At 67.2% G+C, this 12,601-nt stretch carries 8 protein-coding genes; 4 read left to right on the forward strand and 4 right to left on the reverse strand.

The features are described 5' to 3' along the window. Nucleotides 1–5 precede the first annotated feature (5 nt). Nucleotides 6–3,104, forward strand: a complete 3,099-nt coding sequence (locus tag ACYQR9_RS09630; protein WP_461229429.1) for an efflux RND transporter permease subunit — start codon at nucleotides 6–8, stop codon at nucleotides 3,102–3,104. On the opposite strand, the gene ACYQR9_RS09635 is transcribed toward ACYQR9_RS09630, so the two are convergent. Further along, entirely contained in the window at nucleotides 3,105–3,800 is a 696-nt protein-coding gene (locus ACYQR9_RS09635) for an SGNH/GDSL hydrolase family protein (protein ID WP_461229430.1), read from the reverse strand. Further along, on the reverse strand, nucleotides 3,797–4,318 hold the full coding sequence (gene tsaA, locus ACYQR9_RS09640) for a tRNA (N6-threonylcarbamoyladenosine(37)-N6)-methyltransferase TrmO (RefSeq protein WP_207411552.1): 522 nt from the start codon (nucleotides 4,316–4,318) through the stop codon (nucleotides 3,797–3,799). The genes ACYQR9_RS09635 and tsaA overlap by 4 nt, the downstream gene beginning before the upstream one ends. Nucleotides 4,319–4,556: 238 nt before the next feature. On the opposite strand from tsaA, the gene ACYQR9_RS09645 reads away from it, so the two are divergent. Next, nucleotides 4,557–6,026 carry an AMP nucleosidase gene (locus ACYQR9_RS09645; RefSeq protein WP_461229765.1) on the forward strand — a complete coding sequence of 490 codons (1,470 nt, stop codon included), beginning with the start codon at nucleotides 4,557–4,559 and terminating at the stop codon, nucleotides 6,024–6,026. 37 nt (nucleotides 6,027–6,063) lie between these two features. On the opposite strand, the gene ACYQR9_RS09650 is transcribed toward ACYQR9_RS09645, so the two are convergent. Further along, complete coding sequence (locus tag ACYQR9_RS09650; protein WP_461229431.1) at nucleotides 6,064–8,538, reverse strand: PBP1A family penicillin-binding protein; 2,475 nt, start codon at nucleotides 8,536–8,538, stop codon at nucleotides 6,064–6,066. A 436-nt stretch (nucleotides 8,539–8,974) separates the two neighbouring features. Next, a complete protein-coding gene (locus ACYQR9_RS09655; protein ID WP_461229432.1) occupies nucleotides 8,975–10,165 on the reverse strand; it encodes a transglycosylase SLT domain-containing protein in 1,191 nt (396 codons plus the stop codon). Between the two features lie 316 nt (nucleotides 10,166–10,481). Between ACYQR9_RS09655 and ACYQR9_RS09660 the strand changes: the two genes are divergently transcribed. Beyond that, nucleotides 10,482–11,675: an inositol-3-phosphate synthase gene (locus ACYQR9_RS09660; RefSeq protein ID WP_461220798.1), complete on the forward strand. Its 1,194-nt coding sequence runs from the start codon at nucleotides 10,482–10,484 to the stop codon at nucleotides 11,673–11,675. Nucleotides 11,676–11,698: 23 nt separating this feature from the next. Further along, on the forward strand, nucleotides 11,699–12,595 hold the full coding sequence (locus ACYQR9_RS09665) for a hypothetical protein (RefSeq protein WP_461229766.1): 897 nt from the start codon (nucleotides 11,699–11,701) through the stop codon (nucleotides 12,593–12,595). Nucleotides 12,596–12,601: the final 6 nt, after the last annotated feature.

Consider the following 12,601-nt stretch of genomic DNA (forward strand, 5'->3'; position numbering starts at 1 on the left):
GCCCCGTGAAGAACTTCAACCTGTCCGAATGGGCGCTCGAGCATCGCTCCTTCGTCTGGTTCCTGATGCTCATCTCGATGCTGGCGGGCTTCCTCGCCTACGAGAAGCTCGGCCGCGAGGAAGACCCGCCCTTCGCCATCAAAACGATGATCGTGCAGGCGCGCTGGCCCGGCGCCACGATCAGCGACACGCTCGATCAGGTCACCGAACGGATCGAGAAGGAATTGCAGCAGATCGACGCCGTCGATTTCAGCCGCAGCTACACCACGCCGGGCCAGACCACGGTCTTCGTGCAGCTGCGTGAGACGACGCCGCCCAAGACCATCCCGGGCATTTTCTATCAGGTCCGCAAGCGTATCGGCGATATCGGCAGCACCTTCCCGCAAGGGATTCAGGGGCCGTTCTTCAACGACGAGTTCGGCGACGTCTTCGGCAACGTCTATGCGTTCACCGCCGACGGCGTCTCCATGCGCCAGCTTCGCGACTATGTGGAGCGGGTGCGCGCCGACCTGAAGAAGGTCAACAATGCCGGCAAGATGCAGCTGCTCGGCGCGCAGGACGAGGCGATCTACCTCGACTTCTCCACCCGCAAGCTCGCCGGCCTCGGCGTCGACCAGGCCGCCGTCATCGCGACGCTGCAGGCACAGAACGCCATCGCCCCCTCCGGCGTGATCCAGGCCGGGCCCGAGCGCGTCTCAGTGCGGGTCGGCGGCCAGTTCGTCTCCGAGGACAGTCTCAAGACCATCAACCTGCGGGTGAACGACCGCTTCTTCCGCCTGTCCGACGTGGCGGAAATCTCGCGCGGCTTCACCGATCCGCCGACCGCCCTGTTCCGGTTCAACGGCCAGCCTGCGATCGGCCTCGCCATCGCCATGCAGCCCTCCGGCAACCTGCTGACCTTCGGCCACGACCTCAAGGCGCGGATGAAGAAGCTCGAAGGCGAGCTGCCCTACGGCGTCGGCATCCACCTCGTCTCCGACCAGCCGAAGATCGTCGAAGAGGCTGTGGGCGGCTTCACCAAGGCGCTGATCGAGGCCGTCGTCATCGTCCTCGGCGTCAGCTTCATCAGCCTCGGGTGGCGCGCAGGGCTCGTCGTCTCGTTCTCCATCCCCCTCGTCCTCGCCGTGGTCTTCGTGGTGATGCAGGTCATGGGCGTCACGCTGCAGCGCATCTCGCTCGGCGCCCTCATCATCTCGCTGGGTCTCCTCGTCGACGACGCCATGATCACGGTGGAGATGATGGTCGCGCGGCTGGAGGTGGGCGACACCCTGAAGAAGGCGGCGACCTTCGCCTATACCTCCACCGCCTTCCCGATGCTCACCGGCACCCTCGTCACGGTGGCGGGCTTCCTGCCCATCGGCTTCAACGGCTCGGCGGCGGGCGAGTACACCTACAGCCTGTTCGTGGTCATCGCGGCGTCTCTACTGATCTCGTGGGTGGTGGCGGTGCTGTTCGCGCCGCTCATCGGCGTGAAGCTGCTGCCGAAGACCATTAAGAAGCACCACGACAAACCGAGCTTCCTGCTCCGTACCTTCCGGGCGATGCTGCTGCCGGCCATGCGCTTCCGCTGGATCACCGTGGCCTTCTGCGTCGGCCTGCTCGGCCTGTCGCTCTGCGGCATCCAGTTCGTGCAGCAGCAATTCTTCCCGGCCTCCGACCGTCCCGAGATCCTCGTGGACATGACGCTGCCGCAGAATGCCAGCATCGCCGAGACCAAGGCCCAGATGGACCGGTTCGAGGCGACGATGAAGGGCGATCCCGACATCCTGCGCTGGAGCTCCTATGTCGGGCAGGGCGCGGTGCGCTTCTATCTTCCCCTCGACCAGCAGCTCGGCAACGCGTTCTTCGGCCAGATCATCGTGGTGACCTCGTCGCTCGAGGCGCGGGACAAGATGATCCAGAAATTCGAGGCGCTGGCGGCCAAGGAATTCGTCGGTACCGACGTGTTCGTCCACTCCCTCGATCTCGGCCCGCCGGTGGGACGCCCGATCCAGTACCGGCTGAGCGGACCCGATCTGCAGAAGGTGCGGGGCCTCGCGCTCCAGCTCAGCAACATCGTCGCCTCGAACCCGAATGTCGGCCTGCCCAACCTCGACTGGAACGAGCCCGGCAAAGTGCTCAAGGTCGAGATCATTCAGGACAAGGCGCGCCAGCTCGGGGTCACTTCGGAGGATATCGCCGGCCTGCTCAACGGCATCGTCGGCGGCCGCGCGATAACTCAGGTCCGCGATTCGATCTACCTCGTGGACGTCATCGGCCGCGCCCAGGCGGTGGAGCGCAACTCCGTCGAGACGCTCCAGAGCCTGCAGGTGCCGCTATCGAACGGCAGCGTCGTGCCGCTGCTGGCCTTCGCCACGGTGAGCTACGAACTCGAACAGCCCATCGTCTGGCGCCGCGACCGCCTGCCCACCATCACGGTCCGGGCGGCCATCGTGAACGACACCCAGGCCCCGACCATCGTCAACGCCCTCGATCCGGCCATCAAGGCCTTCGAGAAGACCCTGCCGGACGGCTACACCCTCGCGGTCGGCGGTGCGGTGGAGGAGAGCGCCAAGGGCAGCGGACCCATCGCGGCGGTGGCGCCGGTGATGCTGCTCGCCATGGCGATGTTCCTGATGATCCAGCTTCAGAGCTTCCAGAAGCTGTTCCTGGTGGCGAGCGTGGCGCCGCTCGGCCTCATCGGCGTGGTGGCGATCCTGCTGCCCTTCGGCAAGCCATTGGGCTTCGTCGCCATCCTCGGCGTGCTCGCCCTCATCGGCATCATCATCCGCAACTCGGTGATTTTGGTGATGCAGATCGACGAGTACGACCGCGAGGGCTACGCCCCGTGGGACGCGGTGGTGGAGGCGACCTGCCACCGGATGCGTCCGATCCTGCTCACGGCCGGGGCAGCGAGCCTCGCCCTCATCCCCATCGCCCGCGAAGTGTTCTGGGGTCCGATGGCCTATGCCATGATCGGCGGCATCATCGCCGCCACCTTCCTGACCCTATTCTTCCTGCCCGCCCTCTATGTCGGCTGGTACCGCATCAAGGCACCCAAGGGAGACCGGCCGGAAGGCGGTGCATCGACGGCGCCGACGGCGCCCCATCACGCCGGGGCCTGATCAGGGCCTCGCCGCGCAGAGAGCGGGCTCCAAGGCCCGCATCACGCGGCGGTAATCCGCGATGTGCAGATCGTCGCGCAAGGTGCCGGGCAGGGCGAACCCGGTATCGCCGTCGCGGAGCTCTGCGAAAGGATCCGCATAACCGCAGGACAGGCGTTCGCACAGGACCCTGATCCGGGCGGAATAGGCCGCTACCGCCGCCGGTTCGAGGCGCTTCTCCACCGAACGCGAGATGGGCGGAATAGCGGCAACCACGACGCGGTCGCTTTCGGCCTGCAGCCGTTTCACGATCCGCTCCACCGATTCGTCGAAGATCTGGGCCGTTCTGTCGGACAGCGGCTCCTTCTTCCGCAGAAGATCGTTGGTTCCGATGAAGGCCACCACCGCGCGGGGGCGGGTCTTCACGGACAGGTTGGCCACGAGATCGGCATAGACGGAGGCCGAGGCGCCGCTCACACCGGCATTGACGATCTCCGTGCCGCAGACCCGCTGCGCCGGGTTCTGCAACTCGGCCTGCGAATCGCCGGCGAGGAGGATGTAGCCGTCCGGTGCATCGTCGAGATGGGCCTGGATCGAAGGCAGCCGGTCCGTGGCGTAGAGCCGGGTGTTGAGGCGCAGGGGCTTCTCGATCCATCCGATGGCGAAGCCGACGCCGAGGATCGCCAACCCGGCAAGGCCCAGGCGCAGAGCCCTCACCGGGCCGCCCCCGACCCGTCCACGATTTTTGCCGTGCCGGCTCGGTCGATGGTCGCCTCCGGCCGCGAATCGGTGCTGGCGTAATAGGGCTTGATATCGAGGAGCGGCGTGCCGTCGAGGCAGTCGAGCCCTCTGACTCTCAGGGTCGTCCCTTCGATGCCGAGGAGTTCCACCACAGACAGCGCGATGGGGTTGGGGCGCGCCGGGGAGCGCAGGGAGAACGTGCCCCGGCTGCCCTCCGCATGGCGCGGCATCTGGCGCACGATGTCCCGGGCCGCCCGGTCCATCCAGTAGAGCACGATGAGGTGGCTCGCCCCCTCCACGTTCTGCAGGCCGGGGGCGAAGGCGGCATCCACCTCCAGGGTGCAGATGGCGTCGGTCTGAAGCCCGTTCTTCGGGCATTCGGCGCGGGTCGCCCATGGGGTCCGGACACGTCCGATGAAGTAGAGCCCGGCATCGTGGGAGGCGGGCAGCGTGACGGTCTCTTCGCCGGGCCGCCGGTCGATTGGGTCGCTCATCTTGCGCATCGGGTTTGGAGAGGCGTTACCCGGCGGGACCGCGCGAGCCGTTCGAAGCGAGCATGTCGGACAACTCGCCCCCGTGCGCAAGCCGGTCGACAACGAGCCGCCATGCGGGCCGCATCGTTCCATCCACGGCCGGCGGGGTATAGGTTTCCGTCGGCAATTCAATCTGCCCAACCACCTACGGGCCGAAGCCTTTCGAGGAGAGAGCGTGACCACCAGCGAATGGCGCCCGATGGAATCCGTGGGCGATGCCGAGACCGCCGTCGACCGCCTCGCCGCCTTGTACGCGGGTGCGATCCAGTCGCTCCAGACCGCCCTGACCCGCTATCTCGACGGGGGCGCCGCGCCGGACCATGCCGAGCGGCTTCAGTTCCGCTATCCCGAACTACGGATCACCTATCACCCGGCCGGGCCGATCCCGCGTTTTTCCCGCGCGACGGCGAAGTTCCAGTCTCCCGGCACCTACGCCACCACGGTGACGCAGCCGGCGCATTTCCGGCCGTATCTGCTGGAGCAGCTGACGCCCCTGGTGCGGGATTACGGCGCTACATTGGAAGTGGGGCTGAGCGCGCAGGAGATTCCCTATCCCTATGTGCTGGAGCCCGGCGCCAACCTCTCGGGCAGTGGCATCACCCCGCGCGACCTGGCGACCTACTTCCCCGTCCCGCTGCTCTCGGTGGTGGGTGACGAGATCGCCGACGGCCTCTGGGTGGCGCCGGTCGAAGAGCCGAAGCCTCTGGCGCTGTTCGACGCGATCCGTGTCGATTACTCCCTGCGCCGTCTCGTCCATTACACCGGCTGCGACTGGCGCGACGTCCAGCCGTGGATCCTGCTCACGAACTATCATCGCTACGTCGACGGCTTCATCCGGCACGGTTTGGAGCAGCTCGCCAGCGGAAAGGATGGCTACGAGCGGATGATCCTGCCCGGCGGCATCACCGTCTCGCGGGCGGAGGCGGCGAGCATCGATCCGGCGGCCCTCATCGCCGCCTCGCCCTGGCACAAGTTCCAGATGCCGGCCTACCACCTCGTGGCGCGCGGCTCCGACGGGTCGATGCAGGGCACGACGCTGGTGAATATTGGCGTCGGCCCCTCCAACGCCAAGACGATCACCGACCATCTCGCGGTTCTGCGTCCGCATTGCTGGCTCATGGTCGGTCATTGCGGTGGGTTGCGGCAGTCGCAGACCATCGGCGACTACGTCCTCGCCCATGGCTATCTGCGCCGCGACCGCATCCTCGACGAACTCGTGCCGCCGGACGTGCCGGTGCCGGCCCTGGCCGAAGTCCAGCTGGCGCTCCAGGCCGCCGCCGCCAACGTCACCGGCGAGACCAGCGAGAACCTGAAGCGCCGCCTGCGCACGGGCACGGTGGTGACCTATGACGACCGCAACTGGGAGCTCCGCTTCAGCCAGGAACGGCGGCGGATCAACTTGTCCCGCGCCATCGGCGTCGACATGGAGAGCGGCACCATCGCGGCGCAGGGCTACCGCCTCCGGGTTCCCTACGGCACGCTCCTCTGCGTCTCCGACAAGCCGCTCCATGGCGAGATCAAGCTGCCGGGCGCGGCGAACGCCTTCTACGAACGGGCTGTGGCCGAGCACCTGCTCATCGGCCTGTCCGCCCTCGATATCCTCCGCGCCGACCGCAACGGCCTGCATTCGCGCAAGCTGAGGAGCTTCGACGAGCCGCCGTTCCGCTGACCGGTCCCAGACGGGAAAAGCCGGCGGGCCGCAGGTATCAGCGCTCGCGCCGCCACAGGCCGGCGCGCTCGGAGCGAGCCTGCTCCTCGGCGGCCAGAAGGTCCGATGGGGCATCCTCCGACGCGCGGGCACCGCCGGCCGTGAGGATCAACGATGCGAGGTCGTCGCCGTCGATCTGGCAGCGCAGGCCCGCAGGCTGGGCCTCGTCGACCGCGCCGTTGGCCGCCGGCTCGCAGACGACTTCGCGCCGGCGCAGATAGCGGGCGAGCTGGCGTGCCAGGGCACCGCGTTCGCCATCGACGCCGAGGAGGCGCACCGTCCGGCCGCGGAACGACAGGGTTCCGGTATCGATCACCTCCGGCACGCCGCGCAACGCCCCGGCGGCGGTGGTTTCCTTGGCGGCGGGGGTCGGCTCGGCGCGGGCGGTGGAGGGGCGCTTGCGCCGCGACGCCATCTGGACGGTGGCGCGCTGGGTGAAATCCTTGAAGATCGCCGCCGGCAGGTCACCGCCGCCGACCTTGTTCATCGAGGTGTTGTCGTCGTTGCCCACCCAGACGCCGACGACGAGGTCCGGCGTCACCCCGACGAACCAGGCATCGCGGTAATCCTGCGTCGTCCCGGTCTTGCCGCCCACCGCGAGATTGGTGATCCGCGCGGCCCGTCCGGTTCCACTATCCACCACGGCCTGGAGCGAATCCAGCATCATCGCGCGGCTCTCGCCCGGCAGGGGCGTCGTCGGTTTGGTTTCGGGGCGCAGGTAGAGCGGGTCTGGGCCGGGTCCGCGAATGGCATGGACGCCGTAGGTGTCGAGGGGCTGGGCGCTCGCCAGCACACCGGCATAGGCACGTGTCATCTCCAGCAGGGAGACTTCGGCCGAGCCGAGAGCGAGGCTCGGGACGTTGGGAAGATCGGAGGTGACGCCGAGCTTGCGTGCGGTCTCGATCACGGAGGCCATGCCGATCTCGTCGGCGAGCTGCGCGGCGATGGTGTTGATCGATTGCGCGAAGGCGGTGCGGAGGGGGACCGCGCCCCGGAAACGGCCGCTCGCGTTCTGCGGCTCCCAATCGCCGATCTGGATCGGCCGGTCCACCAGCACCGTCTCCGGCGAAAGGCCTTTCTCATAGGCGGTGAGGTAGACGAACAGCTTGAACAGCGAGCCGGCCTGGCGCTTGGCCTGGGTCGCCCGGTTGAACTGGCTGTCCTCGTAGTCGCGCCCGCCCACCATGGCGAGGATCGCGCCCTCCTTGTTCAGGACGACCATGGCGCCCTGGCTCGCCTTCTTCTTGGCCCCTTCCGCATCGAGCCGCCGGGCGACGACGCCCTCCGCCAGGCTCTGCAGATCGAGGTTCAGGGTGGTGCGCAGCGTGACGTCGCCGGCCGTGTCCGACAGACGCTTGGCGTCCGCCGACACCATGTCGAGGAAGTAATTGGTGCCCGGCGGAGTCTCGGGCGGTGTCCGCAGGGTGATCGTCTCGGCGCGCGCCTTGTCGGCCTCGGCGGCGGTGATCGCGCCGGTCTCGACCATGGTCTGCAGCACGATGTCGGCGCGCTCCTTGGCGCCGCCGAAATTGCGCGTCGGCGCCAGTTGCGACGGTGCGCGGACGAGGCCCGCCAGCATCGCCGCCTCGGGAAGCGTCAACGCCTTCGCGCCCTTGCCGAAATAGCGCCGCGACGCGGCGTCGATGCCATAGGCGCCGGCCCCGAAATAGGCGGTGTTGAGATAGCCGAGGAGGATGTCCTCCTTCGACATCGTGCTCTCGACGCGCAGGGCCAGGAACGCTTCCTGGATCTTCCGGCGCAGCGTCTTCTCCTGGGTGAGGGAGGTGAGCCGGACATATTGCTGCGTGATGGTGGACGCGCCCTCGCGCACCCCGCCGCTCACGGTGTTGCGCCAGAGCGCCCGCACCAGCCCGCGCGGATCGACTCCCCAATGCGAGTAGAAGCGCCGGTCCTCGATGGCGACCACGGCCTGGGCGAGATGGGCCGGCATGTCGGCCGCCGTCAGCTTCTGGCCCTGGAAGGCACCGCGCGTGGCGAAGACCCTTCCGTCATCCGCCTCCACCGTGAGGGCGCGCTGGCCGCCTTCCGGCACCACCCCGCCGAGCGGGGGCAGGGTCGCGAAACTGTAGAGGACGAGGCAAGCGACGAAGACGACGGGGAGGGCGAGGGCCGCGAGGCCGGCGGCGAGGTAGGGCCGTTGCCGCAGACGGCCGCGCCAGCCCGATTGTGGCGTCTGCGCCGCCGGAGCGCTCCCTGCCGCAGGCGGAGTGTCCGTGCCGCTCGTTCGCGCGGAGGCGGCGCCTGCGGTGAGCTTCGCACCGAGGGTGCCGAGCGTTCGGCCCGCAGCGCGCCCCGTCGAAAGCAGGCCGCGTGCGAGGCCGCGTAAGGCCGTGACGAGAAGGAAGCCGAGATACCTGAACAGGACACGGGCCGCTTGTCCGGCTTCGCGGGCGGCGGTTCGGGCATCCGGCGTTTCGCCGGTCTTCGGCCGTTCCGGTTCTTGATCTGTCATCGGCCGCCGGTGGTCATCCAGGAGCACAGGTCCCGTCGGCTTACCGTCGGCGCTGGCTTGGCGGTTCTAGACCGGAAAGAACCTTGGACGCCATGCCGGAAGCGGCGTCGCCAGGGCTCCGAACTCGGGCAAAATGCAGAGACGTGCTCGCCAGAGCTCTCTGAGGTTTGTCCCTCGCCGTCATTCCGGGTCGCCACAGGCGAGCCCGGACCCGGAGGGCCGCGCCAGAGGCATGCAATCCAGAACCGCCGACGCTGCTATGTCGAGCACGTGTAGCGGCTCTGGATTCCGGGCTCCGCCGCGCGGCCCCGGAATGACGGAGGTGTGTTCATGAATGTCATGGCCTACCGCGCTGGCCTGCGTTCGGACCCCCAGCGGCATCACTCCGATTCAGCGGCCCGGTTAGCCGCCCGAGCGACGAATCTCGGCCGTAGCTTTATTCTCTCGGCAAGGCCTCGGTCACCTGCATCCGCCCGGTCGGGGCAGAAACGCGCAGGCTCGCATCGAGGAGGGCCGAGGCCTGGCTCGGATCGCTGTTCGTCTCCGGGGTGGCGTCCTGGGTGCCGACCAGGGCGGTGACGCCTTCATACTGGTCGAGCCGGCGGTCGATCATGTCGCCGAGGCGCTCGCGGACTTCCGCGACGGTGAGGCTGCGGCGGTGCTTGCCGGCCTTCGCGGTGAAGAGGCTGCGGTTGGCGCGGGCGGCGGCGCGGAAAGCCTGCTTGGCCACGAGGTCCGGGTTGTCGTCGCTCAGCGTCAGGAACTTGCCGGCGCTCGACGTCCCGAGGAAATGGGCGAGATAGAGTTCGGAGGTCTTCAGTTCGCGGCCGATGCGCTGCTCGATACGGGCGCGGTCGCGCTTGATCAGCTCGCCGGCCATCAGGGCCGCCACATAGGGGTCCTGCCGAAGGCGCAGCACGCGGGTGCGGGTGGCCTCGTCCTGGATCGTGATGGCGCTGCCGCGGCCGGTGATGGCGTTGGCCTCGGTCTCATAGCCGTAGCGGGCGCCATAGGTCCGCACCAGTTCGAGCCAGGTGGCGGAGAGGAACTGGAACAGACCCTCGGCCGAAGAGGTCGAGGCCTTTACGGTGGTCGAGAAGCTCGATTCCTTGTCGGCCAGCGCCATCATGTAGACCGGATCGACCCCGGTCTCGGACGACGCCTTCAGGATCGTCTCGACGATGTCACGCGGCACATTCATGTCGCCGAACCGAAGCACGTCCCGGCCGTCGCTCTCGCGGCTCTGGGGAAGCGAGGCGAGGTCGTTCTCGATCAGGCTGGCCGTCGCAGGTTCCTGGTCGAGGAGGGGAACCCCATCCCAATCCGTGGGTTTGTCGATTGTGGCCGCCGCGAAATCGTTGGCGACGTAGGCGCGGATGTCGATGCGGTCATGGGCGGTCGCTGCCGGCGCCAGTGCGCTCTGCGGCAAACCTGAGCCGAGCAGCAGGCCGATCGCGATCTTCGCGACGGTGAGTTTGGCCGATACCGTGGTGCTTGCCTTTTTCCTGCCGTGAAGGGAGCCGGGCTTCAGCCAAGCCACCGTCTCGTCACGATCCAGGGTCTCGTTAGGCACGAGACGGCACGCGTCGTCGGCGCGATGCGCCGGCTCCGGGAAAAGCCCCATCATTGTTCCTTGTTCGTGCCGCGGCGTTCTAGGACGCGGCTTCGATCAGTTCAGCGAGCGGACATCTCGCTGGGAGCTGTGACCACAATGGGACAGCTCCGTGATTCAAGCGTGGCACGCTTAAGGAACGGTTAAGGCTATGATTTAACGATATTTTAAGTAATCGTTCGGGCGCGGTTCAGCGTGGCCGCGTCAAAAAGGCATTCTGGCCGGGGTTGGAACGAAGGCTCCGTAGCCCAGTTACGATGGTCCCAGAGGGCGATCTCGAAATATCGACGAGACACGCCCCGATGGACCCATTGAAGGAAGCCTTTTTCCAATGAGCATGCAGACCGGTCGCCGCGTCGGCGTTGCCTTCGTCGGTATGGGTGGCGCCGTCGCCACCACCGCCATCGCCGGCATCGAGATGATCAAATCTGGCTCGAACCGCCTCGACGGATTGCCCCTCGCGGGTCTCTCGGTCGCGGGATTGGCCGATTACAAAGATCTCGTCTTCGGCGGCTGGGATCTCAACGACGACGATCTCGCCTCCGCCGCCACCGGCCACGGTGTGCTCACCAAGCAGGATATCGAGAACGGCGCCCAGGTGCTGAAGGGCATCAAGCCCTGGCCGGCTGTCGGCAGCGCCAAGTTCTGCAAGAACATCGAGGGTGCCAACCGCATCGTCGCCGCCGATCACCGCGAGGCGGTCTCCGTCATCGCGAACGACCTTCGTCGTTTTCGGCTGGAGAGCAATCTCGACGAAGTCGTCGTGATCAACCTCGCCTCCACGGAACGCTGGCCCAACCTGGATGCGCCCGCACTGAACTCCCGCGAAGCTTTCGAGAAGGGTCTCGATACCAGCGACGAGGCGATCAGCCCGGCGATGCTCTACGCCTATGCGGCGATCCAGAGCGGCGTGCCCTACGCCAACTTCACCCCGAGCGTGGCTGCCGACATCCCTGCTCTGCTCGAACTCGCCCGCGAGAACGGCGTGCCGTTGGCGGGCAAGGACGGTAAGACCGGCCAGACCATGATGAAGACCGTCCTGGCCCCGGCCCTCAAGGCCCGCGCCCTCCACGTGGATGGTTGGTTCTCCACCAACATCCTCGGCAACCGCGACGGTCTCGCCCTGAACGACAAGGATTCGCTCCAGTCGAAGCTCAACACCAAGGGTACGGTGCTGGATTCGATCCTCGGCTATCCGGTCGAGGACCATCTGGTCCACATCCACTATTACCGTCCGCGCGGTGACGACAAGGAAGCCTGGGACAATATCGACGTCACCGGCTTCCTCGGTCAGCGGATGCAGATCAAGGTCAACTTCCTCTGCAAGGATTCCATCCTGGCAGCCCCCCTGGTGATCGAGATCGCTCGCGTGCTTGACCTCGCCAAGAAGCGCGGCGAGAGCGGCCCGCAGGAGCAACTCTCCTCGTTCTTCAAGGCGCCCATGGTCGCCAACGGCCACGGACCCGAGCACGATTTCGGCAAGCAGCAGCACATGCTGCTCGAGTGGCTCGGCGGCCAGCAATGATCACGTCCGATACGGGGGGCGGCATGGCCGCCCCCTTCGCGCTGCGCGAGTTGTTCGTCGAACTCAACGACCTCAAGCGCGTGCATTCCGCCGGCCGTATCGGCTCCATTGCCGAGCGGCTGTTCGCCCAAGGGTGGTCGGCGCTGACGGGCGGCGCCGATCCTGAGACGGTCGCCATCGACATCACCGCCAAGGCGCTCGCGGCCTCCCGGCTCTGCGACCTCGATGCCGCTTTTCTCGCCTCCGCCGGTCTCGGCGAGGCGGAAATCGGCGACGTTCTGACGTCCGGACTCGACGCCGTCACCGCAACGGTCGACCCCGAACTAAAGCGGCGTCTGGCCGTCGCGTTGCGCTCGAACGAGGTGTTGCATGGCGGTCCTTTGCCCGCCTTCGTGGCGGCACTGAGCCACCAGCCGCGCGCCGGCGTGACCTGTCCCGGCAAGCCTCGCATCCTGCTCGAGCCGCCCGAGAACCATGCCGAACATTGCCTGATGGTGGCGGTCTACGGCGTCGTCCTCAGCCCCTTTTACCGGGCTGATCCCACGCTGGTTTTCCTGGCGGCCATGAGCCACCACTTCCACAACGCGGCAATGCCCGACGCCGGCTTCACCGGCGAAATGCTGCTGGGCGACCACCTCGCTCCGATCATGGCGCGGACCACACAATGGGCTCTTGACGAGTTGGACGCCCCCTTGCGCGAGACCATCGAGCGGGCGCGTGCCATCCTGCCCGACGATGCGACGGCCGAGGGTCGCGCCTTCCACGCCGCCGATTGCATCGACCGGGTTCTGCAGATTTCACAGCACCTTAGGGCCGCCTCGCTGACCATGGACACCGTGCTGGTGGAGATGGAACTGGTCCATGCCGGTCCGGTGAAGGGCTTCCACGACCGAGTCCTCAGGGACATGCGGATTCCGTGATGGTTC

Source organism: Methylobacterium sp. CM6241 (assembly GCF_054817845.1).

What these genes read in the sequence shown, in the direction of transcription:
- ACYQR9_RS09655 (WP_461229432.1), bottom strand. Translation starts at nt 10,165, where the DNA reads ATGATGGGGCTTTTCCCGGAGCCGGCGCATCGCGCCGACGACGCGTGC.
- ACYQR9_RS09650 (WP_461229431.1), bottom strand. Translation starts at nt 8,538, where the DNA reads ATGACAGATCAAGAACCGGAACGGCCGAAGACCGGCGAAACGCCGGAT.
- tsaA (WP_207411552.1), bottom strand. Translation starts at nt 4,318, where the DNA reads ATGAGCGACCCAATCGACCGGCGGCCCGGCGAAGAGACCGTCACGCTG.
- ACYQR9_RS09665 (WP_461229766.1), top strand. Translation starts at nt 11,699, where the DNA reads ATGGCCGCCCCCTTCGCGCTGCGCGAGTTGTTCGTCGAACTCAACGAC.
- ACYQR9_RS09660 (WP_461220798.1), top strand. Translation starts at nt 10,482, where the DNA reads ATGAGCATGCAGACCGGTCGCCGCGTCGGCGTTGCCTTCGTCGGTATG.
- ACYQR9_RS09645 (WP_461229765.1), top strand. Translation starts at nt 4,557, where the DNA reads ATGGAATCCGTGGGCGATGCCGAGACCGCCGTCGACCGCCTCGCCGCC.